Raw genomic sequence first — 26,279 nt, forward strand, 5'->3', positions numbered from 1 at the left:
AGGGCGCGCCAGTGCTGCGCCAGATGCTCTACATGGCCGCCATGGGGCTCAAGCGGTGTCGTCGGGGGCAACCGCTCTACGACGAGCTGTCAAAACGCGGTCACCCCAGCACCGCCGTCTTCAACATCCTGGCCAGAAAGCTGGCCAGGATCGCCTGGGGTGTCTTCAAAAGCGGCCGGGACTTCGATCCGGCCATGCTGAAGGTGGGTCAAGCCTGCTTCCAGCAGGCTTGACCACGAACATAGGATCTCGACTCTACAGAAGGCAGGGGCAGAAGCAGTCGAGCAAGCTCGACTCTACAACGCGCCGGTGGATCAGATCGCCAGTTCGGCCTCTACGTCCTGCACCTTGCGCCGCGCCAGCGCCAGGTTGGATTTGGTCCGATCCAGCACGATGTAGAAGAACAGGCCCTTCTTCTTCGCCACCGGGCGCATGATGTGGTACGCCTTGCCCAGCGAGATCAGGATGTCCTCGATGCTGTCGTTGAGGTTCAGCGACGCGGCGGTCTTCATCTTGGCGCGGATCACTTCAGTGTTGCCGGCGGCGGCCACTTCCATGTCCATGCCGGCACCGGCTTCGCCCAGCAGCATGCCGCTTTCGTAGTCGACCAGCGCCACTGCCTGCGCGCCGTCGATGCCCATCAGTGCGTTCAACGATTCATTCAATCCAGCCACGTCGCACCCCTTGTCGATGTTGGTTCGAGCCCCTCGTTCCCCTGCGGCCGGGCTCACGATCCGCCGAGTTCGGCCAGGATCGCCTGGCCACATTCCCTGCTCTGCCACAGCACCTGGCCGATCACGCTGCGCTGGTCGCAGGCCGCCATCAGCAGCAGCGGTACTCGCCCTTCAGCCTGGATCGCCAGCATCAGCACCTTGCCGCCCGCCGCTTCCAGCATCAGCGTCTGCAGATCGCCCAGCAGCAGTTCGCGGCCCACTGCCGCGGCCAGCGCCAGCATCGCGCTGGTCATCGCCGCCAGCCGCTCGCCGCGCCCTTCGGCACCAGCACTCACCAGCGCAAAACCATCGACGCTGGCCAGCACGACCGTGCGCACGCCTTCAACACGCTGCAGCAGATCCTGCAGCAAGGGCTGCAGGCGCTCTCGCTGGCCGGCATCAGGCAGTACCGCCGCCTGCCCGTCAGCCATGCGCCGCCACCAGTGCGTGCGCTTCCATTTCGCTCATCAGTACATCCATCAGCAGCAGTCCCTGTTCGCGGTCACGGGCATCCACGGCGAGCAGCGGCAGCGGCTGCTCGTCAAGGCAGGCACGGGCGGCCCAGTCGTCCAGTGCGGCCTGCGGTGCCTGGTCCAGGTGGGTGACCGCCACGACCAGTGCCAGGGATGAAGCGAACGGCTGCAGCACCTGCAGGTAGCCTTCCAGTTCGCTGGCCAGACCGGCGCGGCGCGCATCCAGCAGCAGCACCGCGCCACGCGCGCCCTGCAGCAGGATCGGCCACAGGAAATCGAAACGCTGCTGGCCGGGTGTGCCGTAGAGACGCAGGCGTTCGCCGTTGGGCAGGTCGATGTCTGCGTAGTCCAGCGCTACGGTGGTGGAGGCCTTGTCGGCGCCGAGGCGATCACTGTTGGCCACATCCGTGTCGACCACCGCGCCAGCCGCGATGCTGCGTACCAGGGTCGACTTGCCGCTGCCCATGCCGCCCAGCACCACCACCTTGTGCTCACGCATTGCGTTCGCTCCCGCGCAGGTGCCGCCACAGGCGGGCAAGCAGGCCGTTGTCGGTGCGGGCGCCACCTGTCGCCATCAGCGGCGTCGCCGGTGCAGTCTGCAGCTGCGCGTAGCCGCACAGGTAGGCGGCATGGATGAAATCCCGCACCGCCGCAGCCGGCAACTCAAGCAGCATCACGCACTCGTCAACCGTGCACGCGCGCTTGAGCAGCAGCGAACACAGGCGGAAGCCATCATGGTCGTGGCCCAGTACGCGGAAGTCCGGCCAGCGCAGCAGCTTCACTGAAGCGCCACGCAGGCGTTCGTCCAATGCCTGCCAATGGCGGCTGCGCTGTGCCCACTGCCACAGCAGCGGTCGCAGTGGCTGGCGTGGCCGCTCACCGGCCAGCGCCTGCAGGCGTGCGGGTGTCAGCGCATCCAGTTGCAGGCGTTCGAAGGCATCGGCCAGACGCTCCACCAGCGCCGCAGCCGGTTCCTGCAGCAGCACGGCCTGGTCGTGCTCCAGATCCATCAGCAGCAGAGGCTCGCCCGCATCACTCAACAGTGCCTGCCCCTGTCGCAGCGGCAGCCGCTCGCGCAGCAGTCGGGTGATGGCATGCGCACCATCAGCCAGACGGATCGGTGCGGGTGCGTGCATGGCCATGGGCTCCGGCGCCAACTGCATGCGGCGCAGCGCGCGGCCGATGGCACCATCGTCAAGCACATCCTGGTGCCCATCACCATCACGCAGCTGGCCGCCCAGGTCTTCGATCCAGCACTGCAGTCGCGGACGCTGCTGACGCATGCGCTGGGCCGCGTTGCGCAGCGCCGGCGTATCGCGGATGACCAGCAGATCGCAATCATCCAGGTCCTGGCTGCGGCGGATCTGGCCGTCCGGCAGGGCCGATGCCACGCGCAGCCGCTGCAGCAGGGCCTGCTCGCCCTGGATGTCGGTTCCCACTACCAGCACGCGTGCCATCCGTGTTCCCCGTGCGGCCACCTCCCCGGTGGCCTCGCGTCGCCAAGGCTAGGGCATCGCCAGCGGCAGCCGTCGTGATCGACTGCTCAGATCGAGGGCGGTTGCAGGCTGTCTCCTATCCGTTCTGCGACGGCCATCGCGGGCAAGTTTCATGCCCCTTTGACGGCATTCCGACAGCCGATGGATGTCACGGTTCTGGTCCCCGGTAGATCGACGCCATGCGTGGATGAAGGGCCGCAGTAATCCTGGCCCAAAAAGAAACCCGCGCCGAAGCGCGGGTTCCGGTGTCACGGCCGAGCGGCGATGGATCAGCCGCGCAGCTGCTCCAGCGCGGCGTTGAAGGTCGCGCTCGGGCGCATCGCCTTGCTGGCCTTGGCCACATCCGGACGGTAGTAGCCGCCGATGTCCACGGCCTTGCCCTGCACCGCGATCAGCTCGTCAACGATCTTCTGCTCGTTGTCGGTCAGCGCCTTGGCCAGCGGGGCGAAGCGTGCCTTCAGTGCGGCGTCTTCGTCCTGCGCGGCCAGCGCCTGCGCCCAGTACAGCGCGATGTAGAAGTGGCTGCCACGGTTGTCGATGCCACCCAGCTTGCGCGACGGCGACTTGTCGTTGTCCAGGAACTGGCCGTTGGCTTCGTCCAGCGCCTTGGCCAGCACACGGGCGGCGGCGTTGTCGTAGCGGTTGCCCAGGTGTTCCAGCGACGCGGCCAAGGCCAGGAATTCGCCCAGCGAATCCCAGCGCAGGTAGTCCTCTTCAACGAACTGCTGCACGTGCTTCGGGGCCGAACCACCGGCGCCGGTCTCGAACAGGCCGCCACCGGCCATCAGCGGCACGATCGACAGCATCTTGGCGCTGGTGCCCAGTTCCATGATCGGGAACAGGTCGGTCAGGTAGTCACGCAGCACGTTGCCGGTCACCGAGATGGTGTCCTCACCCTTGCGGATGCGATCCAGCGAGAACGCGGTGGCTTCCACCGGCGGCAGGATGCGGATGTCCAGGCCGGCGGTGTCGTGGTTCTTCAGGTACTGCTCGACCTTGGCGATGACCTGCGCGTCGTGGGCGCGGGCGGCATCGAGCCAGAACACGGCCGGGGTGCTGCTCAGGCGGGCGCGTTCGACGGCCAGCTTGACCCAGTCCTGGATCGGCGCGTCCTTGGTCTGGCACATGCGCCAGATGTCACCGGCTTCCACGGCGTGCTCGAACACCACGGTGCCGGCATCGTCAGTGACCTTGACCACGCCATCAGCAGCGATCTGGAAGGTCTTGTCGTGCGAACCGTACTCTTCGGCCTTCTGCGCCATCAGGCCGACGTTCGGCACCGAACCCATGGTGGCCGGGTCAAAGGCGCCGTGCGCCTTGCAGTCGTCAATGACGGCCTGGTACACACCGGCGTAGCAGCGATCCGGAATGACCGCCTTGGTGTCCTGCAGCTTGCCTTCGGCGTTCCACATCTTGCCGGAGTCGCGGATCATCGCCGGCATCGAGGCGTCGACGATCACGTCGCTCGGCACGTGCAGGTTGGTGATGCCCTTGTCCGAGTTGACCATGGCCACGCCCGGACGCTGTGCGTACTCGGCGGCGAGGTCGGCTTCGATCGCAGCGCGGGTGGCTTCCGGCAGCGACGGCAGGCGTGCGGCCAGGTCACCGATGCCGTTGTTCGCATCGAAACCGGCCTGCTTCAGCGCGTCGGCGTGCTTGGCCAGCACGTCCTTGTAGAACTCGTTGACCGCCACGCCGAACATGATCGGGTCGGAGACCTTCATCATGGTCGCCTTCAGGTGCAGCGAGAACAGCACGCCCTGGGCCTTGGCATCGGCGATCTGCTCGCCGATGAAGGCGGCCAGTGCCTTGCGGCTCATGACGGCGGCGTCGACGATCTCACCCGCCTTCACTGCGGTCTTTTCCTTCAGCACGACGGTGCTGCCGTCCTTGCCGTGGAAGCTGATCTTCAGCGAACCGGCGTTGGCCAGGGTGGCCGACTTTTCGCTGCCGTAGAAATCACCGGCGGCCATGTGAGCGACGTGCGACTTCGAATCCGACGCCCAGGCGCCCATGCGGTGCGGGTGCTTGCGCGCATAGTTCTTCACCGACAGCGGTGCGCGGCGGTCGGAGTTGCCTTCGCGCAGCACCGGGTTCACCGCGCTGCCCTTGACCTTGTCATAGCGCGCCTTGTAGTCGCGCTGCTGGTCGTCAGCCGGGGTTTCCGGGTAATCCGGCAGCGGATAGCCCTGGTCCTGCAGTTCCTTGATGGCCGCCTTCAGCTGCGGCACCGAAGCGGAGATGTTCGGCAGCTTGATGATGTTGGCGTCCGGGGTGGTCGCCAGCTGGCCCAGCTCGGCCAGGTCGTCGCTGACCTTCTGCGCGTCGCTCAGCAGTTCCGGGAACAGCGACAGGATGCGGCCGGACAGCGAGATGTCACGGGTTTCCACCGCGATGCCGGCGGTGGAGGTATAGGCGTCGACGATCGGCAGCAGCGACTGGGTGGCCAGGAACGGTGCTTCGTCGGTCAGCGTGTAGAGGATCTTGGACATGGGGGACTTGGACTCTGTAGCAATGCTCAGGGGAAGGCCGGCGCCAGCGCCGGGCCACGTGCAACCGTGTCACTTCCCCCGCCGCCGTCAGGGTGGGCGCGCGGCGGGGAAACCCCTGCATTGTCGCGTTTTCAGCCGCGCGGGGCAAAGCCGTGCCATACGCGGCGGTACTGCGTGCCGGCAACGCTGTGATCCATCCACGCACGGTGTGGATGAAGCACGGCCCGGTTGTCAGTAGATCCACGCCATGCGTGGATAGCGCCAACCGTCGCCCAACAAAAAAGGACGCAGCCTCGCGGCTGCGTCCATCGTGAGCCCTGCCGGGAGAGAGTCGGCAGGACTTACTTGACCTCGAACTCCTGCGGCGTTCCGGCCGCCTTGCCATCGACGGTGACTTCGGCGCGGTACTTGCCGGCCGGCCAGCCCTTTGCATTCTTGAACGTGACGTTGGTGGTTTCCGCACCACTGGTGTTCAGGGTGGCGTTCTGTTCGCCGGCCACCTGGCCGTCCTGGTAGGTCAGCTTCGCGCCAACGGTGACGTTGTTGGCGGCACCGTCGGTCTTGACCGAGACGATGACGTCATCCTTCGGTGCGAACAATGCCGTCGTTGCAACCGACTTGTCGGCGGCTGCGGTCTTGCCGACGGTGACGGCCGAGACGCTGACGGCAGCGGCTTCTGCCATCGGCGGCGGTGCGCCGGTCATCGGCGCCGGTGCTGCCGGTTCGGCCGGAGCGGTCGCTGCCGGGGCGGCGTTGCTGTCGGTCGACTCTTCTTTCTTCTTGCAACCGACCAGGGCAACGCTGCCCAGCAGGGCGGCGATCAGGGCGGTCTGGAGCGGGGTGGTCTTGATCATTCGGGGTTCCTCCCAGGGATTGTCGGACGGCGTTCGATCGCCGTTTACTTCGGCGGCAGTTTCAGGGTCTGGCCCGGGAAGATCTTGTCCGGGTCGTCAAGCACATCGCGATTGGCTTCGAAGATCTTCTTCCAGGCATTGGCGTCGCCCAGATGCTGCTTGGCGATCTTCGACAACGAGTCACCCTTCTGCACGGTGTAGGTGCCGCCGCTGACGACGTCTGCGGTGCTGTCCACCGAAGCGCTGACGCCAGAGAAGTCCGCCTTCGGCACCTGTTCGGCGGTACTGTCGACGCTGCCACTGACGCCGGAGAAATCGGCTTTCTTCTCGGTACTCATCCACAACTCCCGTCTGCATGACTACGTGGTTCGCACGGTGCCATGGCGGTTGTTAAATGGGGATGGTGCAGATGTGAAGCCACCCCCGGGGGCGGCTGAACAATCGGGAGAGCCGGTGCCCGGTAGTGCCGGCCGCTCGCCGGCTTGCCCTGGCCCGGGACGCGGGTTCCTTGCGGTTGCCGGTCAGCGGCCGGCACTACCCGTAACCGCCTGCGGCGGTTATTGCCGCAGTTCGCGGTAGGTCGCGGCCGGGGCGGCGATGCCAGGGCTGGCGCGCCAGGGGTTGATGTCCAGGCCACCACGGCGGGTATAGCGGGCCTCCACTTCCAGCCACTGCGGCTGGCAGCGGGCGGACACTTCGCTGAAGATCCGCTCAACGCACTGCTCGTGGAACTCGGCGTGCTCGCGGTAGCTGACCAGGTAGCGCAGCAGGCCCGCGCGGTCGATCTTCGGCCCACGGTAACGCAGGCTGACCGTTGCCCAGTCCGGCTGGCCGGTGACCGGGCAGTTGGACTTCAGCAGCGACGAGACCAGGGTCTCCTCCACCACCTCGCCCGCGTCGGCAGTCAGAAAGTCCGCCTGCGGCGGGCCGTAGCAGTCGATCTCCACGTCCAGTCCGTCGATGGATTCACCGAGCGGCGTCTCACGCAGGCCCGGCAGGCCGAACTCGATCTGGACCGGCGCACCGGCGCAGGCAGACAGGTCGTCGACGATGCGCGCGCGCAGTGCCTCGGCGCTGTCGATACGGGTGCTGTTGAGGGAATTCAGGTACAGCTTGAACGACTTCGATTCGATCAGCTGCGGCGAGGTGCACGGCACCTGCACGGTGGCGACGGCGACCTGCGGCTTGCCACGCGTGTCGAGCCAGCTCAGCTCGAAGGCATGCCAGCGGTCATGGCCGACGAACGGCAGCGCGGCGTCATCGAGGCCGATCTCGGCGCGGGCGCCGCTGCGGGGGATGGGAAACAGCAGGCCGGGATCGTACTGCGACGGGTAACTGACCTCGCGACCGAGGCTGGAATCCTGTGGGGTGTTCATGGGGGCATTGTATCGCGCGGAGGGCGGGCCTTCGGCCGGGCCGGCCAACGGCGGAGCCCCTCCGTGGTGGGGTGTTGGGTCGTCGAAAGCCTGGATTCCCGGGAGTGGGCCGGGCGGATGGGGCTGGCGGGGACGCCGTGAATCCGTCCCTGGAGGCTTAGCCGCGCCATCCATGGCGCGGATACCCCGCCAGCCCCACCCGCCCGGCCCCCGGACACATTTCTGCCGCCGATCCACCACGGGAAAGATCAGAAAATCAAAATCAAAATCCGATCCTTCGGACATTTTCGATGTCTGCCATCCACGCATGGCGTGGATCTACCGGCAAGCCACGGGATCGGGTCTGGAGGAAAGCCCCCTGAGTCAGGGGGCGGCCGCGAAGCGGCGGGGGTCTGGAAGCTGGTAAGGGGGGCCCACGGTTCGCGCAGCGAACTGTGGGAGCGACAGCGCGCATGCGATGTCGCGTACCCAGGGCTGCAAGCCCTGTCGGAAACCCTCACCCCGCAGGAGTGCCGGCACCGTTCAAGTAATCCAGGCTCACCTGCAGCAACGCCCGCAACCCGACATCCAGCGCCTTCTCATCCAGCAGGAACTTCGGTGAATGATTCGCCGGTGCCGTCGCCGGGTCGATGCCCACGCTGGTCGAACCGACGAAGAAGAACATCCCCGGCACTTCCTTCGCGTACAGCGAGAAATCCTCCGCACCCATCTGCAGCGGTGGCTCGTACACGTTGTCCTTGCCCACCACCGCCTGCAGGCTCGGCAGCATCTTCGCGGTCAGCGCCGGGTCGTTCACCGTGGCCGGATTGCCCTCCGACTCGTAGATGTCCGTCACCGCCTTGGCACCGTGCGCGGCGGCGGTGTGCTCGGCCACATTGCGCAGGTCGGCGAAGATCTGCTGCCGCATGCCTTCGTCGAAGGTACGGATGGTGCCGACCATTTCCACTTCATCCGGAATGATGTTGTAGCGGATGCCCCCGTTGATCGCGCCGAAGGTCAGCACCGCCGGCTGCTTGGACAGGTTCGCGCGGCGGCTGACGATGGTCTGCGCGGTGCCGACCAGGTCAGCGGTGGCCACGATCGGATCAACACCGTTCCACGGCGCCGAGCCATGCGTCTGGCGACCGATCACCTTGATTCCGAAACGATCCGAGGCGGCCATCAGCGGACCACCACGCACGGCGATCTGCCCGGCCTGCACGCTGGAGAACACATGCAGGCCAAACACGGCTTCCGGCTTGAAGTCAGCAAACAGCCCTTCCTTCAGCATCAGGGCAGCACCACCCTCTTCCGGCGGCGGTGCACCCTCTTCGGCCGGCTGGAAGATCAGCATCACCTGGCCCGGCAGATCCTTCTTCATCGACACCAGTGCCTCGGCCACGCCGAGCAGGGTGGCGGTGTGCGCGTCATGGCCGCAGGCATGCATCACGCCCACCGTCTGCCCGCGGTACTGGTCAGTGGCCTTCGAGGCGAACGGCAGGCCGGTCTGCTCGGTCACCGGCAACGCGTCCATGTCGGCGCGCAGCGCGATCTTCGGGCCTGGCTTTCCGCCTTCGATGATCGCCACCACGCCGTGATGGGCGATGCCGGTCTTCGGCTTCAAGCCCATCGCACGCAGGCGCTTGGCGACCTCGGCCGAGGTGCGTGCCTCGCGGTTGGACAACTCCGGATGCTGGTGGAAGTCGCGGCGCCATTCGACCACCTTGGCCTGCAGCCGCTGCGCGGCGGCGGTCACCTCCGGGCGTTGCCCGTCCTGGGCGTGGGCAAGAGCCGGCAAGGCCAGCAGCAGGGCGGACAGCAGCAACGAACGGCGCATCACGATCTCCACGGCAGGGGGTTCCAGCTGAATGTAGGGCAACACCGCCGCTACGGGAACCTCCGCGGCCGGATCCGGTCTTAGCGCCCGTCCCATCCGTCATGCAGGAAACGTGATGTGGCGCAGGTATGCTTTGCGCATTGCCAACCGGGGCCGTGCCCCGTCCAGCCCTCTTGGAGTCCTTGAATGTCACGTGTTTGGAAGATCGTGCTGCTGGTCGTGGCGGTACTGGTGCTGGCCGTGGTCGGCCTGCGCGTACTCGGCGGGGGCAAGGACAAGGCCGGTGGCCCGGCGGCAGCTGCGCGCCAGGGCGGTGAAGACCCGGATGCCGGCCCGGTGCCGGTGACCGTGGTGGATGCGGCACGCCAGGACGTGCCGGTCTATGCCAGCGCGCTGGGTACGGTGACCGCAATGAACACCGTCACCGTCAGCCCGCAGGTTGGCGGCCAGCTGATGAGCCTGAATTTCCGCGAAGGCCAGGAAGTGAAGAAGGGCGATGTGCTGGCGGTGATCGACCCGCGCACCGCCCAGGCCAGCTATGACCAGGCCGTGGCCTCCAAGCGCCAGAACGAGGCGCTGCTGGCCACCGCGCGTTCCAACTACCAGCGCTCGAACGCGCCGGAGTATCGCCAGTTCGTCGCCAAGACCGATCTGGATACACAGCGAAACCAAGTGGCACAGTACGAAAGCGCAGTCGCGGCGAACGAGGCCAGCATGCGCTCGGCGCAGGTGCAGCTGCAGTACACCAAGGTCACCGCGCCGATCACCGGCATCGCCGGCATCCGCGCGGTCGACGCCGGCAACGTGGTCAACGCCGGCACCGCGCTGGTCACGCTGACCCAGATCCATCCGATCCACGTGCTGTTCAACCTGCCCGAGCGCCAGCTCGGCGATGTGCGCCAGGCGCAGGCCGCCGGTGCGGTACCCGTCGCGGCACTGGACCGCGCCGATTCGCACGTGCTGTCCGGCGACGGCAAGCTTGACGTGGTCGACAACCTGATCAGTGCCGACAGCGGCACGTTCAAGGCGCGCGCGATCTTCGACAACACCGACAACGGCCTGTGGCCGGGCCAGTTCGTCAACGTGCGCATGCAGCTGCGCACGATTGCCGGTGGCGTGGTCATTCCGACCCAGGCGGTGCTGCGTGGCCCGGACGGCGAGTACGTCTATGTGGTGCAGGGCGACAACACGGTGAAGATGCAGACCGTGCGCAGCGGTGTGGAAGTGGGTGACAGCCAGGTGCAGATCGCCGAGGGCCTGAAGGGCGGCGAGCGGGTGGTCAGTGAAGGCCAGTTCCGCTTGAAGCCGGGCAGCAAGGTCACCGCGCTGAAGCCGGGCGAAACCCCGGCGGTGCCGACCGAAGCCGAGCTGAAGGCCGCCGAGCAGAAGAACGGCGGCGGTGGCCGTCGTGGCGGCGGCCCGCGCTGAGCGCAGGCTACCGACCTCCCTCGCGCCGGCAAGCCTGCCGGCGCCGACATTGAAGTGCCAGCAAGGATCAGTCCGTGGGCTTTTCGACGATCTTCATCCGCCGCCCCATCGCCACCTCGCTGCTGATGGCGGGCCTGTTGCTGCTGGGCATCCTCGGTTACCGCAAGCTGCCGGTGTCGGCGCTGCCGGAAATCGATGCGCCCAGCCTGGTGGTCACCACCCAGTACCCCGGCGCCAACGCCACCACCATGGCCTCGCTGGTCACCACGCCGCTGGAGCGCCAGTTCGGGCAGATCTCCGGGCTGGAGCTGATGACCTCCGACTCGTCGGCCGGGTTGTCCACGATCATCCTGCAGTTCTCGATGGACCGGAACATCGACATTGCCGCGCAGGACGTGCAGGCGGCGATCCGCCAGGCCACCCTGCCCTCGTCGCTGCCCTACCAGCCGGTCTACAACCGGGTGAATCCGGCCGACGCGGCCATCGTTACCCTGAAACTGACCTCTGACACGCGCCCGCTGCGCGACGTCAACAACTACGCCGACTCGATCCTGGCCCAGCGACTGTCGCAGGTGCAGGGCGTGGGCCTGGTCTCGATCGCCGGCAACGTGCGCCCGGCCGTGCGCATCCAGGTCAATCCGGCCCAGCTGTCGAACATGGGCCTGACCCTGGAGCAGCTGCGCAGCGCGCTGACCCAGGCCAACGTCAACGCGCCGAAGGGTTCGCTGAACGGCAAGACCCAGTCCTACAGCATCGGTACCAACGACCAGCTCACCAGTGCCGCCGAGTACCGCGACACCATCATCAGCTACAAGAACGGACGTCCCGTGCGTTTGTCCGACGTGGCCGAAGTGGTTGATGGCGTGGAGAACGACCAGCTGGCCGCCTGGGCCGATGGCAAGCCGGCGGTGCTGCTGGAAGTGCGCCGCCAGCCCGGCGCCAACATCGTGCAGACCGTCGAGCGCATCCGCGCGATCCTGCCGCAGCTGCAGGGCGTGCTGCCAGCCGACGTGCACCTGGAGATCTTCAACGACCGTACGGAGACCATCCGCGCCTCGGTGCATGAGGTGCAGTTCACCCTGATCCTGACCATCGGCCTGGTGGTGGCGGTGATCTTCGTGTTCCTGCGCCGCCTGTGGGCCACGATCATTCCCTCGGTGGCGGTGCCGTTGTCGCTGGCCGGCACCTTCGCGGTGATGGCCTTTGCCGGCATGTCGCTGGACAACCTCTCGCTGATGGCGCTGGTGGTGGCCACCGGCTTCGTGGTCGACGATGCGATCGTGATGATCGAGAACATCGTGCGTTACATCGAGCAGGGCAAGAGTGGCAAGGAAGCGGCCGAAATCGGTGCGCGCCAGATCGGCTTCACCGTGCTGTCGCTGACCGTTTCGCTGGTGGCGGTGTTCCTGCCGCTGCTGCTGATGCCCGGCGTCACCGGCCGCCTGTTCCACGAGTTCGCGTGGGTGCTGAGCATCGCCGTCGTGCTGTCGATGCTGATCTCGCTGACGCTGACCCCGATGATGTGCGCCTACCTGCTCAAGCCCGACGCCTTGCCCGAAGGCGAGGACGCACATGAGCGTGCGGCGGCGGCCGGCAAGCAGAACCTGTGGACGCGCACCGTCGGCCTGTACGAGCGCAGCCTGGACTGGGTGCTGGACCACCAGCGCCTGACCCTGGCCGTGGCCGGCGGCGCACTGGTGCTGACCGTGCTGCTGTACGTGCTGATTCCCAAGGGCCTGCTGCCCGAACAGGACACCGGCCTGATCACCGGCGTGGTCCAGGCTGACCAGAACATCGCCTTCCCGCAGATGGAGCAGCGCACCAAGCAGGTCGCCGAAGCACTGCGGCACGATCCGGATGTGACCGGCGTATCAGCGTTCATCGGTGCCGGCAGCATGAACCCCACGCTCAACCAGGGCCAGCTGTCGATCGTGCTGAAGGAACGCAGCCAGCGCGATGGCCTGGACGAGATCCTGCCGCGCCTGCAAAAGGCAGTGGCCGGCATTCCGGGCGTGGCGCTGTACCTGAAGCCGGTGCAGGACGTGACCCTGGATACCCGTGTGGCCGCTACCGAGTACCAGTACTCGCTGTCGGACGTGGATTCGGCGACGGTGGCGACCCAGGCCACGCGCCTGACCGAAGCGCTGCGCAAGCGCCCGGAACTGGCCGACGTCGACAACAACCTGTCCAACCAGGGCCGCGCCCTGGAGCTGAACATCGACCGCGACAAGGCCAGCGTGCTGGGCGTGCCGATGCAGACCATCGACGACACGCTCTACGATGCGTTCGGCCAACGCCAGATCTCGACCATCTTCACCGAGCTCAACCAGTATCGCGTGGTGCTGGAAGTGGCGCCGGAATTCCGCACCAGCACGGCGCTGATGGAGCAGCTGGCGGTCGCCTCCAACGGTGCCGGCGCACTGACCGGCACCAATGCCACCAGCTTCGGCCAGGTCACTTCGTCGAACTCGTCGACCGCCACCGGCATCGGCGCGCAGAACACCGGCATCACCGTCGGCGCCGGCAACATCATCCCGCTGTCGGCGCTGGCCGAAGGCAAGGTCAGCAGTGCGCCGCTGGTGGTCAGCCACCAGCAGCAGCTGCCGGCGGTGACGGTGTCGTTCAACGTGGCGCCGGGCTATTCACTGTCCGAAGCCGTGCGTGCGATCCAGGAGACCAAGGACAGCCTGGATATGCCGACCCACCTGCATGCCGAGTTCATCGGCAAGGCCGCCGAATTCACCGGCAGCCAGACCGATGTGGTGTGGCTGCTGCTGGCGTCGCTGGTGGTGATCTACATCGTGCTGGGCGTGCTGTACGAGAGCTACATCCACCCGATCACGATCATCTCCACGCTGCCACCGGCCGGTGTCGGCGCGCTGCTGGCGCTGATGCTGTGCGGGCTGAGCCTGTCGGTGGATGGCATCGTCGGCATCGTGCTGCTGATCGGCATCGTCAAGAAGAACGGCATCATGATGGTCGACTTCGCGATCGAGGCGCGCCGCGCCGGTGCCAACGCGCATGAAGCGATCCGCCGCGCCTGCCTGCTGCGCTTCCGCCCGATCATGATGACCACCGCCGCGGCAATGCTCGGCGCACTGCCGCTGGCGCTGGGCACCGGCATCGGCTCGGAGCTGCGCCGCCCGCTGGGCATCGCCATCGTCGGTGGCCTGCTGCTGTCGCAGCTGGTGACCCTGTACACCACGCCGGTGATCTACCTGTACATGGAACGCTTCTCCGAGTGGCTGGCGCGCCGCCGCGAGCAGCGCGCCCTGCGTGACGGCACGCTGCAGGAGCCGCAGGCATGATCCACGCCCCGCTGCTGCGGGGGGCCGCACGATGAACCTGTCCGGCCCCTTCATCCGCCGCCCGATCGGCACCGCGCTGCTGGCCATCGGCCTGTTCATGGTCGGCCTGATCTGCTACCTGCGCCTGGGCGTATCGGCGCTGCCGAACATCGAGATCCCGGTGATCTTCGTGCATGCCAGCCAGTCCGGCGCGGACGCGGCCACCATGGCCTCCACGGTCACCGCGCCGCTGGAACGCCATCTCGGCCAGCTGCCGGGCATCGACCGCATGCGCTCGTCGAGCTCGGAAGGCAGCTCGCTGGTGTTCATGATCTTCCAGAGCGGCCACAACATCGATTCGGCGGCACTGGACGTGCAGACCGCGATCAACTCGGCACAGGCCGACCTGCCCTCCGGCATGGGCTCGCCGATGTACCAGAAGGCGAACCCGAACGATGACCCGGTCATCGCCATCGCGCTGACCTCGCAGACGCAGTCGGCCGACGAGCTGTACAACGTCGCCGACTCGCTGCTGGCGCAGCGCATCCGCCAGATCAGCGGCGTCGCCTCGGTCGACATCGCCGGTGCTTCGACGCCGGCGGTACGCGTGGACGTCAACCTGCGCCTGATGAACGCACTCGGCCTGACCGCCGACGACCTGCGCAACGCCGTGCGCGCGGCCAACGTGACCTCGCCCACCGGCTTCCTCAGCGATGGCAACACCACCACCGCGATCATCGCCAACGATTCGGTGGCACGCGCAGCCGACTTCGCCGACCTGGTGGTCAAGACCCAGGGCGATGGCCGGGTGATCCGGCTGAAGGACATCGCGAACGTCTACGACGGCCAGCAGGATGCCTACCAGGCGGCGTGGTTCGACCACAAGCCGGCGGTGGTGATGTACGTGTTCACCCGCGCCGGCGCCAACATCGTGGAGACCGTGGACCGGGTCAAGGCACAGATCCCCGCGCTGCGCGACTACCTGCAGCCGGGCACCACGATGACACCGTACTTCGACCGTACGCCGACCATCCGCTCGTCGCTGCATGAAGTGCAGATCACTCTGCTGATCAGCCTGGCGATGGTGGTGCTGACCATGGCGCTGTTCCTGCGCCGGCTGGCACCCACGCTGATCGCCGCAGTGACCGTGCCGCTGTCGCTGGCCGGTGCCGCGCTGGTGATGTACGTGATGGGTTTCACCCTGAACAACCTGAGCCTGCTGGCGCTGGTGATCGCGATCGGCTTCGTGGTCGACGATGCGATCGTGGTGATCGAGAACATCATGCGCCACCTCGACGAAGGCATGCCGCGGATGCAGGCAGCGCTGACCGGCGCGCGCGAGATCGGCTTCACCATCGTCTCGATCACCGCCTCGCTGGTGGCGGTGTTCATCCCGCTGCTGTTCGCCAGCGGCATGATGGGCGCGTTCTTCCGCGAGTTCACCGTCACCCTGGTGGCGGCCATCGTGGTCTCGATGATCGTCTCGCTGACCCTGACCCCGGCGCTGTGCAGCCGCTTCCTCAGCGCCCACGACCACACGGCGCCGCCGTCGCGCTTCGGCCGTTGGCTGGATGCCGGCCACGAGCGCATGCTGCGCATCTACACCGTGTTCCTGGATTTCTCGCTGCGCCATGCGCTGCTGCTGTCGCTGACGCCGCTGCTGCTGATCGGTGCCACCGTCTTCCTGTTCGGCGCGGTGAAGAAGGGCGCGTTCCCGCCGCAGGACACCGGCCTGATCTGGGGCCGCGCCAACTCCAGCGCCACCGTTTCCTTCGAGGACATGGTCGCCCGCCAGCGCCGCATCACCGACATGCTGATGGCCGACCCGGCGGTGAAGACCGTGGGTGTGCGCCTGGGCAGCGGTCGCCAGGGCTCCAGCGCACAGTTCAACGTCGAGCTGAAATCACGCAAGGAAGGCCGCCGCGAAACCACCGCACATGCCCTGGCGCGACTGAGCGCCAAGGCCGACCGCTACCCCGACCTGCAGCTGCGCCTGCGCGCGATCCAGGACCTGCCCAGCAACGATGGCGGTGGCTCCAGCCAGGGCGCGCAGTACCGCATCTCGCTGCAGGGCAATGACCTGGCGTCACTGCAGGAATGGCTGCCCAAGCTGCAGGCGGAGCTGAAGAAGAACCCGAAGCTGCGCGACGTCGGCACCGATGTGGACAATGCCGGGCTGCGCCAGAACATCGAGATCGACCGTGCCAAGGCCGCCCGCCTGGGTGTTTCGGTCGGCGCCATCGACGGCGCCCTGTACGGTGCGTTCGGCCAGCGCCAGATCTCGACCATCTATTCGGACATCAACCAGTACAGCGTGGTGGTCAACGCCCTGCCCTCGCAGACCGCTACGCCGGCAGCGCTGGACGAGGTGCATGTGCGTGCGCGCAATGGCGAGATGGTGCCGATCACGGCGGTGGCCAAGCAGGTGCCGGGGCTGGCGCCTTCGCAGATCACCCATGAGAACCAGTACACGACGATGGACCTCAGCTACAACCTGGCGCCGAACGTGAGCATGGGCGAGGCCAAGGCGATCATCGACGCGACCGTGGCCGGCATGCGCATGCCCGGCGACATCCGCCTGGCTGATGACGCCGGCTTCGGCTTCAACTCCGACCCCAGCGACATGCTGATCCTGGTGTTTGCCGCGATCCTGACCGTGTACCTGGTGCTGGGCATGCTGTACGAGAGCCTGATCCACCCGGTCACCATCCTGTCCACGCTGCCGGCGGCGGGCGTGGGTGCGCTGCTGGCGTTGTTCGGCACCAATACCGAACTGTCGGTGATCTCGATGATCGCGCTGGTGCTGCTGATCGGCATCGTCAAGAAGAACGCGATCATGATGATCGACTTCGCGCTGGTGGCGCAGCGCGAGCACGGGCTGGCGCCCCGCGACGCCGCCCGCGAGGCCAGCATCGTGCGCTTCCGCCCGATCATGATGACCACCATGGTGGCGATCCTGGCGGCCGTGCCGCTGGCGATCGGCCTCGGCGAAGGCTCCGAACTGCGGCGCCCGCTTGGCATCGCGATGATCGGCGGCCTGCTGTTCTCGCAGAGCCTGACCCTGCTCAGCACGCCGGCGCTGTACGTGATCTTCTCCTGCCTGGCCGAGCGCTGGCGCGCACGTCGCGCACGCAGGCGCGAAGCGAAGCTGCTCAAGCGCGCGCAACGGGCGTAGAAGGGCCCATCCACGCAGGGCGTGGATCTACTGGTAGCGCCGGCCGCTGGCCGGCGTTCTCCGTACAGCCAATCTGCCGGCCAGCGGCCGGCACTACCGTGGGAGCGGATGGTGGGTACGAACCGTGGGCACGGATGGTGGGTGCGGACCGTTGGTCCGCATACCTCCGGGTTTGACGCACGGTAACGAAAAGAGAACAATTCTCATCCAGCCATGGTCCTGCGCCCCTTCGCGGCGCCCCGCTGCCATCTCCGGCCAGCCTGCGTGATCCCAGCCACTGCCCCTTCCCCCACCCGTGGGCGGATGGCCTGTGGCCGTCCGTCGAGGACCACCATCGATGCTGCCTTCCCGTTCTCCCCGCCTGGCCCTGCTGGCCATCGCCCTGTCAGCCGCCTGCGCTGCCCATGCCGAAGCGCCGGCCGTCAGCCGTAACGCCACCGATCTGGATGCGGTGAAGGTCACCGCCGAACGCACCCATACCGACGCTGGCGCACTGGGCGACCGCGCCCTGCGCGACACTCCGTTCGCGATCACCGCCGTTGGCCGCGAGCAGATCGAGCAGCGCCAGGTGGTCTCGCTGGGCGAAGCCTTCCTGCTCGACCCTTCGGTCAGCACCCAGGTCAGCGCCTATGCCAGTGGCTGGAGCTCGCCCATCCGCAACCGCGGGCTGGAGCTGAACTACGACAGCTACCGGGTCAATGGCCTGCAGGTCTCTTCCTGGGGCACCGAATGGCCGCTGGAAGTGATGGAACAGGTCGATCTGCTGAAAGGCCCGGGCGGATTCCTGTATGGCTTCGGCACCCCCGGCGGCATCGTCAATTACATCACCAAGAAGCCGACGGACACGCCCACCTTCTCCGCCCAGCTGGGCTGGCGCGAACAGGGCATCGTCAGCGGCGGCATCGACGTTGGCGGCCGCTTCGGCAACGAGCAGATGTTCGGCTACCGCTTCAACGCCTTCCAGGAAAAGGGTGAGACCTTCAACGGCGGGCATGTCGATCGCAAGGTAGGCGCGCTGTCGCTGGACGCGCGCCTGAGCGATGCGCTCACCTGGACCTTCGACGGAGTGTTCCAGTCGCGCGACCTGCGCGAGGAATCACCGCAGTACTACTTCCGTGGCCTGACCTCGTTGCCGCGGCCGATCGCCGGAGATACCGACAACAGCGTGCCCGGCACCTACTACGACACACGCTCCAGCCTGCTGTCGACCGGCTTGAACTGGCAGATCAACAGCGACTGGAAAGCCAGCCTGAGTTACGGCGTCACCACCTCGTGGAATGACGTCAACAAGATCTTCGCCTACATCGACGATCTCAACGGCGACTACGACGTCAACGTCTACGAACTGGGTGGCAAGAGCGAGTGGAAGCTGGCCCAGGCGATGCTGCAGGGCAGCTTCCGCACCGGCCCCCTTCAGCATCAGGTGGTGACGGGCATCAGCCACCAGACCGGACTGGGCTGGGACCGCCCCTACGAGTGGAACCTGATTGGCCGCGCCAACCTGTACCAGCGCCATGCCATCCGCCACGACGCCGTTGGTTCGCGGGTGATGGCCCGCGGCGACGAGACGGTGCAGCAGGCGGTGTTCGCAAGCGATACGGTGAACCTCGGCAGCGGCTGGTCGGTGCTGGCGGGCTGGCGCTACAACGACTTCGAAACCAAGGGGCGGTACCACACCTACCCGGTCACCCCGACCTACGCCGTGATGTTCAAGCCCAGCGAGGCGGTCACCCTCTACGCCAGCTACATCGAGTCGCTCGAAGCGGGCAGCCGCGTAGGCAACAGCTACATCAACGCCGGTGACGTGCTCGATCCCACCATCAGCAAGCAGTACGAGATCGGGGCCAAGGTCGAAGCGGCGCGTTGGAATGCGAACGTGGCCGCGTTCCGGCTGGAACGTGGTGCCAACATCGATGAGCTCACGCCGGCCGGCAAGCGCCTGGTGCAGGACGGCATCACGCTGTACGAAGGCATTGAAGCCAGTGCCGACCTGCACCTCAACGATGCACTGACCGTCGGCGGCGGCGTGACCTGGCTGGATCCGACCTACGACAAGCTGTCCCCGGGCAGTGCCGCACAGGAAGGCAACCGCACCGCCGGTGCTGCGCGCTGGAGCGGCGTACTGCACGCCACCTACCAGCTGCCGTGGGTAGACGGCTTGGAAACCTATGCCGCCGTGCGCTATTACGGCGATGTCTGGTACGACGCCGACAACACCCTGAAGCTGCCTGACTACACGCTGGTGAATGCAGGCATCGGCTATCGCCTGCTGGCGTCCGGCCATCCGGTGACTCTGCGTGCCAGCGTCGAGAACCTGGCCAACCGGAAGTACTGGTCCAACGCCGGCGCCGGCCTGCCGCGCACGTTCGCGGTGAGCGTGCGCTGGGAGATGTAAGGTGCCGGTCCCCGCCGTCCATGCGGACGACGGGCCCGCACATGGACGGTGGGTGCGGACCGTTGGTCCGCACTCCATATTTCACCCCGTACCCGCAATAATGGTGGGAGACCCTTCCACCGAGCCTGCATGCCCGCCCGCGAATCCCGCCTCAGCCGCCTGTGGGCCCACGAAAAGGCCAGTTATGGCCTTCGGGTGTTCATCGCCCTGACCGCAGCGCTTGCCGTGTGCTGGCAGCTGGACGCGCTCACTGCCCTGCCCGGCGTGTTCCTCGGCATCATCGCCAGCGCCATCGCCGAGACCGATGACAACTGGTGGGGCCGTACCAAGGCGGTACTGCTGTCGCTGCTGTGCTTCTGCCTCGCCGCCGCCTCGGTGATCTGGCTGTTCCCCTGGCCGTGGATCTTCATCGGCGCGCTGGCGCTGTCCACCTTCGGCCTGACCCTGCTCGGTGCGCTCGGCGAGCGCTATGCGTCCATCGCCCAGGCCACGGTAACGCTGGCGATCTACACCATGATCGGGCTGGAGCAGCATGGCGCCAGCGACCTGCACAGCGCGCTGGACGCGGTCGGCCACCTGCTGGCCGGTGCGGTCTGGTACGGCCTGCTGTCGATCCTGTGGACCGCACTGTTCGCCAACCGTCCGGTACGCGAACGCGTGGCGCGACTGTACGTTGAACTGGGCCGCTACCTGCAGTTGAAGGCAACACTGTTCGAGCCGGTGCGCGAGGCCGACCTGCAGCGTCGCCAGCTCGACCTGGCCGAACAGAACCGGCGCGTGGTCGGTGCATTGAATGAAGCCAAGACCGCGATCCTGGCCCGCTTCGGCCGTTCCGGGCGGCCCGGCGTGAACTCCGGCCTGTACCTGCGCCTCTATTACATGGCACAGGATTTCCACGAGCGCGCCAGCTCCTCGCACTACCCCTACGGTGCGCTGGTCGATGCCTTCTTCCACAGCGATGTGCTGTACCGCTGCCAGCGCCTGCTCGACCTGCAGGGGCAGGCCTGCGCACGGCTGGGCGAGGCGATCCGCCTGCGCCGTCCGTTCGTGTATGGCGAAAGCAACCAGCAGGCCGGGCGCGACCTGGCCGATGCGCTGGCCTATCTGCGCGACCAGCAGCGGCCGCAGTGGCAGCGACTGCTTGGCTCGCTGGATCTGCTGGTGCACAACCTGCGCAGCATCGAGCGCCGCCTGCTGGATGCCGAGCGCTCCGAGGCCAGCCTGGACAACGTCGATACCCGCCTGCGCGACAGCAACCCGCACACCCTGCGCGAGATGGGCGTGCGCGTGCGCCAGCAGCTCACGCCCGGCTCGGTCCTGTTCCGCCACGGCCTGCGCATGGCATTGGCCCTGATCGCCGGCTTCGCGGCAATCCGCTTGTTCAATGCACAGAACGGCTCGTGGGTGCTGCTGACCATCGTGTTCGTGTGCCGCCCCAACTTCGGCGCGACCCGCCAGCGACTTGCACAACGCATCGTCGGCACCGTGGCCGGCCTGGTGCTGACCTGGGCACTGCTGCAGCTGTTCCCACAGCTGCACGTACAGCTGCTGATCGCGCTGCTGTCGGCGCTGCTGTTCTTCTTCACCCGCACCGACCGCTATCTGGTGGCCTCGGCGGCGATTACGGTGATGGCACTGACCTGCTTCAACCTGATCGGCGACGGCTTCGTGCTGATCGTGCCGCGCATGGTCGATACGCTGCTGGGTTGTGCAATCGCGGCGGCGGCCGCGTTCCTGATCCTGCCCGACTGGCAGGGCCGCCAGCTGCACCTTGTGCTGGCGCGCGTGCTGGACACCGCCGCGCGCTACCTGGATTCGGTACTGGGCCAGTACCGCAGCGGCATGCGTGACGATCTGGCCTACCGCATCGCCCGCCGCGACATGCACAACGCCGACGCCGCGCTGTCCACCGCGTTGTCGAACATGCTGCGTGAGCCCGGCCATGTGCGCCGCAATCTGGATGCCGGCTTCCACTTCCTGGCGCTGTCCAACACACTGCTCGGGCACCTGTCGGCGCTGGGTGCGCACCGCGACCAGGTGGACAGCTACGCCGGCGATCCGCTGGCGCTGGCTGCCGGTGAGCGCGTGCGCAAGGCGCTGCAGCAGCTGGCGACGGCCCTGACCGCTCGGCAGCCGGTCAGCGAGGACGACAACGACGCTGATCGCGCGGTGGCGGCCGAACTGGAGCAGATCGACGAGGCGATGCCGCCGAAGTTGCAGCTGATCCGCACGCAGATGGCGCTGGTGCTGCGGATGCTGCCGAAGGTGCGGGCGGCGGCCAATGAAGCGGTGACCAGCCTGACCTGATTCCTCATCGCTGGTCGGACATTCCATCCACGCATGGCGTGGATCTACTGTACCGCGTGCAACCGTGTGTTGCGTATGGCGATGCATCCCGATCACGTTCCCGCGCGGATACTGGGTGATCCCCTGCCCCGGATTCCTCCATGAAGATCGAACTCACCGGCCGTACCGCGCTGGTCACCGCCTCCACCGCCGGCATCGGCCTGGCGATTGCCCAGGGCCTGGCCAACGCGGGCGCGCGGATCATTCTCAACGGCCGCAGCACCGACAGCGTCGAACGCGCCCGCCAGCGCCTGCTCGACGCCGTTCCGGGTGCCGACGTGCTCGGCGTGGCCGCCGACCTCTCCGATGCGGCCGGCGTCGACACGCTGCTGGCAGGCCTGCCCAAGGTCGACATCCTGGTCAACAACGCCGGCATTTTCGGCCCCGAGGACTTCTTCGAGACCGAAGACGCGACCTGGGAACGTTACTGGCAGACCAACGTGATGTCCGGCGTGCGCCTGTCGCGGGCACTGTTGCCGGCCATGGTCGATGCCGGCTGGGGTCGCGTCCTGTTCATCTCGTCCGAATCGGCACGCAACATTCCGGCCGACATGATCCACTACGGTGTCAGCAAGACCGCGCAGCTGTCGCTGTCGCGCGGCCTGGCCAAGCGCGTGGCCGGCAGCGGCGTCACCGTCAACGCGGTGTTGCCCGGCCCGACCCTGTCCGACGGTTTCGCGGCGATGTTCGAAGATGAACGCCAGCGCAGCGGCAAGCCACTGGAGCAGATCGGCCGCGAGTTCGTGATGGCACACCGGCCGTCTTCGGTGATCCAGCGCACCGCCACGGTCGAGGAAGTGGCCAACATGGTGGTGTATCTGGCCTCGCCGCAGGCCTCGGCGACCTCGGGTGCGGCGCTGCGCGTGGATGGCGGCGTGGTCGACGATATCGTCTGAGACCTATCAAGGTGTGCGGACCAACGGTCCGCACCCACAGTTGTGGGGCTTCAGTAGATCCACGCCATGCGTGGATGCATCCCGCCATGGTCCCGGCGGATAGGCAGGAATGCTAGGCTGCGCCGGTCAAGGAGGCTCCATGTCCGGTCACAACCAGTTCGCCCTGCTGCGCCAGCGCCGTTTCCTGCCGTTCTTCGTCGTCCAGGCGCTCGGAGCGTTCAACGACAATGTGTACCGGCAGGCGATCATCGGCCTGTTGTTCTATCTGGGCGTTTCGGAGGAGCAGCGTTCGCTTTACACCACGCTGGCGCCAGCCATCTTCATCCTGCCGTACTTCCTGTTCTCGGCGCTGGCCGGGCAGATCGCCGACAAACTGGAAAAATCGCGGCTGATCGTGATCACCACCACCATGGAGATCGTGATCATGTCGCTGGCAGCCACCGGCTTCCTCACTCAGAGCCTGCCGGTGCTGCTGGTCGCCCTGTTCTGCACCGGCATGCAGTCGACCCTGTTCGGCCCAGTGAAGTACTCGGTGCTGCCGTCGGTGCTCAAGCCCGAAGAGCTGACCGGTGGCAACGGCCTGGTCGAGATGGGTACTTCGATCTCGATCCTGTCCGGCATGATCATCGGCGGCTCTGTGTTCCTGCTTGCGGGCAGCCACGGTCCGATCGTGGCAGCCACAGCGGTGATCGCTCTGGCCATCTGCGGCAACATCGCGGCGCGCCTGATTCCCAAGGTCGACGCCGGCGATCCGAACCTGAAGATCAACTGGAACCCCTTGCCGGAGTCGCGGGTCGTGCTGCGCATGGCACGGCAGCAGAAGGCGGTGCGCAACGCCATCCTCGGGGTATCCTGGTTCTGGTTCGTCGGTACCGTGCTGACCTCGCAGCTGCCCAATTACGCGTTGGCCAACCTCGGCGGCGAACCCAAGCTGTATCTGTTCGCCCTCGCCCTGTTCTCGGTCGGCACCGGCGTTGGCTCGTTGCTGTGCGAGAAGCTGTCGGCACGCACGGTGGAAATCGGCCTGGTGCCGCTGGGTGCGTTCGGCATGACCGCGTTCCTGCTCGACCTGTATTTCGCCCGCAGTGGCGAAGCGACCGTGCACGGACTGACCATCGGGACGTTCCTGCAGCAGCCGGGCAGCATCCGCATCGTCATCGACCTGATCGGCATCGGCCTGTTCACCGGCATCTTCGTGGTGCCGCTGTTCGCGCTGATCCAGAGCCGCACGCCGAAGGCGCAGATGTCGCGCGTGTTTGCGGCGCTGAACATCCAGAACTCCGGCTTCATCGTCGGCGCAGCCCTGCTGTCGCTGGCCGCGCACAAGCTGCTGCACTGGACCATCCCGCAGCAGTTCCTGGCGCTGGCCATCGCCAACGCACTGGTGGCGATCTACATCTTCACCATCGTCCCCGAATTCCTGATGCGCTTCCTCAGCTGGCTGATGGTGCGCACCCTGTACCGCCTGCGCCCGCACGGCATCGAGGCCAACGTGCCCGACGAGGGCGCCGCGCTGCTGGTCTGCAACCATGTCAGCTACATGGACGCACTGATCCTGTCGGCGACGATCCCGCGCCCGGTGCGCTTCGTCATGTACTACAAGATCTTCAACATCCCGGTGATGCGCTGGATCTTCCGGACCGCCAAGGCGATCCCGATCGCCGGTGCGCGCGAAGACCCGGCGCTGATGCAGCGCGCGTTCGATGACATCGACGCTGCGCTGGCCGAAGGCGAGCTGGTCTGCATCTTCCCGGAAGGCGCGCTGACCAAGGATGGCGCGATGGCACCGTTCAAGTCCGGCGTCGAGAAGATCCTCGAACGGCGGCCGGTGCCGGTGGTGCCGATGGCGCTGCGCGGCATGTGGTCGAGCATGTGGAGCCGGCGCGACAGCCGCCTGGGCCGCATGCGCGTGCCGCGCCGTTTCCGCGCCACCGTCGAGGTGGTGGCGGCAGCGGCCGTGGATGGCCACAGCACCAGCGCACCGGTGCTGGAGGCCCAGGTGCGGGCCCTGCGCGGCGATCACGCCTGACGAGATGGGCCCGCCGAGCGGGCCCAGCGGACTCCCCCACATACGTCATCGTCCAGTGGTGTACGCGACATGTCGTGACTGTAAACGCATACATGCAACGCAGGTTGCGGTAGATTACGCACCCACAGGGGGGAGGTCCGGCCGATTCATCATGGCCGGCCACCAAGGAATGGAGTCTCGCTTTGAATCAACCACCACCGCTCAGCCGTCCGGTCTACATCCCCAACCATCTGGTCTGGGCGATCCTGACGACGCTGTTCTGCTGCCTGCCGTTGGGCGTGGTGTCGATCGTCTATGCCTCCCAGGTCGATGGCCGCCGCGCGGCCGGCGACCTGCCGGGGGCCTACAGTGCGTCGCGCAAGGCGGGCTGGTGGGCGGTGGCTTCGGCCGTGGCCCTGCCGGTCCTGTTGCTGTTGTGGTTCGGGCTGTTCGGCGGCTTGGCCGTACTGGGCGCTCTTTCCGACCAATGATTCACCACCACCACCCATCAAGGAGCTTGAACCCATGAATACTGCTACTCCGCAGGTCCCGAACAACCTGGTCTGGGCGATCCTGACCACCCTGTTCTGCTGCCTGCCGGCCGGCATCGTGTCGATCGTCTACGCCGCCCAGGTCAACGGCAAGCTGGCGGCCGGCGACATCGCCGGCGCCCAGGACTCCGCCGCCAAGGCCAAGAAGTGGGCCATGTGGTCGGCCATCGCCTGGGTCGTGCTGGTCGTGCTGTACGTGCTGTTCTTCGTTGTGCTCGGCGGCATGGGCGCGATGAGCAACGGCAACTACTGATACGCCTGGACGGATCCGGCGCCTGCGCCGGATCCGTTGTTGCATGTCCGCGCTTCCCGCTCGTTCCCGACTCGCCCGCTGGGCACCGCTGCTGGTTTCCGCCGGCCTGGCCGTGGGTGCCACGGTGGTGCTGCGCAACGTCAATCCGTATGTCGCCGGCAATCCCCTGCCGAGCTGCCCGCTGTACGCGCTGACCGGCCTGTACTGCCCGGGCTGTGGCAGCACGCGCTGCCTGTATTCCCTGGTCCACTTCGACCTGCCCGGCGCGATGGCGATGAACCCGCTGCTGGTCATCAGCCTGCCGTTCCTGTTGTTGATGCTGCTGAACATCGCCGGCATCCGCCCGCGTGTGCTCGACCCGCTGATGCGGGTGCTGGCCAATCCCGTGTTCTGGCTCTGGGTGCTGCCCGGGTATGCGCTGCTGCGCAACCTGCCGTGGGCGCCGTTCACTGCACTGGCACCGATCTAGGTTTCCAGCCAACGGCGCAGCCCCTCGTGGTGGGCGGCGTTTGTCGATCATGGGGTTGGGGGGGGGGGGGGGGGGGGGGGGGGGGGGGGGGGGGGGGGGGCGGGGGGGGGGGGGGGGGGGGGGGGGGGCGCCGGGGGGCGGGGGCGGGGGGGGGGGGGCCCCCCCCCCCCCGCCCCCCCCCCCCCCCCCCCCCCCCCCCCCCCCGGCCACGGACAGTTTCCGTGTGCGTCCACCACGGAAAAGAAAGAGAA

At 66.9% G+C, this 26,279-nt stretch carries 19 protein-coding genes and 1 pseudogene; 11 read left to right on the forward strand and 9 right to left on the reverse strand.

Features of this window, described 5'->3' with window-relative positions; genetic code table 11:
* A pseudogene (locus tag V3B48_RS20245) lies at positions 1–233 on the forward strand (IS110 family transposase); the annotation flags it as partial.
* A gap of 81 nt (positions 234–314) precedes the next feature.
* Here the strand turns inward: V3B48_RS20245 and V3B48_RS20250 are convergent.
* The 9 genes from V3B48_RS20250 to V3B48_RS20290 form a co-directional block, all read right to left on the reverse strand.
* On the reverse strand, positions 315–674 hold the full coding sequence (locus tag V3B48_RS20250; RefSeq protein ID WP_005419760.1) for a hypothetical protein: 360 nt from the start codon (positions 672–674) through the stop codon (positions 315–317).
* Positions 675–727: 53 nt separating this feature from the next.
* Entirely contained in the window at positions 728–1,144 is a 417-nt protein-coding gene (locus V3B48_RS20255; protein WP_032130284.1) for a roadblock/LC7 domain-containing protein, read from the reverse strand.
* Entirely contained in the window at positions 1,137–1,685 is a 549-nt protein-coding gene (locus tag V3B48_RS20260; RefSeq protein ID WP_032130283.1) for an ATP/GTP-binding protein, read from the reverse strand. Before V3B48_RS20260 ends, V3B48_RS20255 begins: the two co-directional genes overlap by 8 nt.
* Positions 1,678–2,643 (reverse strand): hypothetical protein, encoded by a 966-nt coding sequence (locus V3B48_RS20265; protein ID WP_329894305.1) that lies wholly within the window; start codon positions 2,641–2,643, stop codon positions 1,678–1,680. The genes V3B48_RS20260 and V3B48_RS20265 overlap by 8 nt, the downstream gene beginning before the upstream one ends.
* A 308-nt stretch (positions 2,644–2,951) precedes the next feature.
* Positions 2,952–5,174, reverse strand: coding sequence for an NADP-dependent isocitrate dehydrogenase (locus V3B48_RS20270; protein ID WP_329894306.1), 2,223 nt, complete (start codon positions 5,172–5,174; stop codon positions 2,952–2,954).
* A 341-nt stretch (positions 5,175–5,515) separates the two neighbouring features.
* Complete coding sequence (locus V3B48_RS20275) at positions 5,516–6,028, reverse strand: hypothetical protein (RefSeq protein WP_032130280.1); 513 nt, start codon at positions 6,026–6,028, stop codon at positions 5,516–5,518.
* Between the two features lie 44 nt (positions 6,029–6,072).
* On the reverse strand, positions 6,073–6,366 hold the full coding sequence (locus tag V3B48_RS20280; RefSeq protein ID WP_005419771.1) for a LysM peptidoglycan-binding domain-containing protein: 294 nt from the start codon (positions 6,364–6,366) through the stop codon (positions 6,073–6,075).
* A 219-nt stretch (positions 6,367–6,585) separates the two neighbouring features.
* On the reverse strand, positions 6,586–7,404 hold the full coding sequence (gene queF / locus V3B48_RS20285) for an NADPH-dependent 7-cyano-7-deazaguanine reductase QueF (RefSeq protein WP_329894307.1): 819 nt from the start codon (positions 7,402–7,404) through the stop codon (positions 6,586–6,588).
* A 496-nt stretch (positions 7,405–7,900) separates the two neighbouring features.
* Positions 7,901–9,220 carry a M20 family metallopeptidase gene (locus V3B48_RS20290; RefSeq protein ID WP_110714390.1) on the reverse strand — a complete coding sequence of 440 codons (1,320 nt, stop codon included), beginning with the start codon at positions 9,218–9,220 and terminating at the stop codon, positions 7,901–7,903.
* A gap of 186 nt (positions 9,221–9,406) precedes the next feature.
* Between V3B48_RS20290 and V3B48_RS20295 the strand changes: the two genes are divergently transcribed.
* The 10 genes from V3B48_RS20295 (at position 9,407) to V3B48_RS20340 (ending at position 26,028) form a co-directional block, all read left to right on the forward strand.
* The gene (locus V3B48_RS20295; protein ID WP_032127184.1) at positions 9,407–10,648 is read left to right on the forward strand and encodes an efflux RND transporter periplasmic adaptor subunit; all 1,242 of its coding nucleotides are present in this window, start codon (positions 9,407–9,409) and stop codon (positions 10,646–10,648) included.
* Between the two features lie 74 nt (positions 10,649–10,722).
* Entirely contained in the window at positions 10,723–13,956 is a 3,234-nt protein-coding gene (locus V3B48_RS20300; RefSeq protein ID WP_329894308.1) for an efflux RND transporter permease subunit, read from the forward strand.
* Positions 13,957–13,987: 31 nt separating this feature from the next.
* Complete coding sequence (locus V3B48_RS20305) at positions 13,988–17,110, forward strand: efflux RND transporter permease subunit (RefSeq protein WP_329894309.1); 3,123 nt, start codon at positions 13,988–13,990, stop codon at positions 17,108–17,110.
* A gap of 337 nt (positions 17,111–17,447) precedes the next feature.
* Entirely contained in the window at positions 17,448–19,505 is a 2,058-nt protein-coding gene (locus V3B48_RS20310) for a TonB-dependent receptor (RefSeq protein ID WP_329894310.1), read from the forward strand.
* Between the two features lie 129 nt (positions 19,506–19,634).
* Positions 19,635–21,812 carry a YccS family putative transporter gene (gene yccS, locus V3B48_RS20315; protein ID WP_329894311.1) on the forward strand — a complete coding sequence of 726 codons (2,178 nt, stop codon included), beginning with the start codon at positions 19,635–19,637 and terminating at the stop codon, positions 21,810–21,812.
* Positions 21,813–21,952: 140 nt separating this feature from the next.
* Positions 21,953–22,747 carry an SDR family oxidoreductase gene (locus V3B48_RS20320; RefSeq protein WP_329894312.1) on the forward strand — a complete coding sequence of 265 codons (795 nt, stop codon included), beginning with the start codon at positions 21,953–21,955 and terminating at the stop codon, positions 22,745–22,747.
* Positions 22,748–22,886: 139 nt separating this feature from the next.
* Positions 22,887–24,776, forward strand: coding sequence for an MFS transporter (locus tag V3B48_RS20325; RefSeq protein WP_329894313.1), 1,890 nt, complete (start codon positions 22,887–22,889; stop codon positions 24,774–24,776).
* A gap of 182 nt (positions 24,777–24,958) precedes the next feature.
* The gene (locus V3B48_RS20330) at positions 24,959–25,246 is read left to right on the forward strand and encodes a CD225/dispanin family protein (protein WP_005419784.1); all 288 of its coding nucleotides are present in this window, start codon (positions 24,959–24,961) and stop codon (positions 25,244–25,246) included.
* 34 nt (positions 25,247–25,280) lie between these two features.
* Entirely contained in the window at positions 25,281–25,559 is a 279-nt protein-coding gene (locus tag V3B48_RS20335; protein ID WP_032127177.1) for a CD225/dispanin family protein, read from the forward strand.
* A 43-nt stretch (positions 25,560–25,602) separates the two neighbouring features.
* Positions 25,603–26,028, forward strand: coding sequence for a DUF2752 domain-containing protein (locus V3B48_RS20340; protein WP_006473646.1), 426 nt, complete (start codon positions 25,603–25,605; stop codon positions 26,026–26,028).
* Positions 26,029–26,279: the final 251 nt, after the last annotated feature.

The organism is Stenotrophomonas sp. SMYL20, from assembly GCF_036320045.1.
Lineage (GTDB): Bacteria > Pseudomonadota > Gammaproteobacteria > Xanthomonadales > Xanthomonadaceae > Stenotrophomonas > Stenotrophomonas maltophilia_A.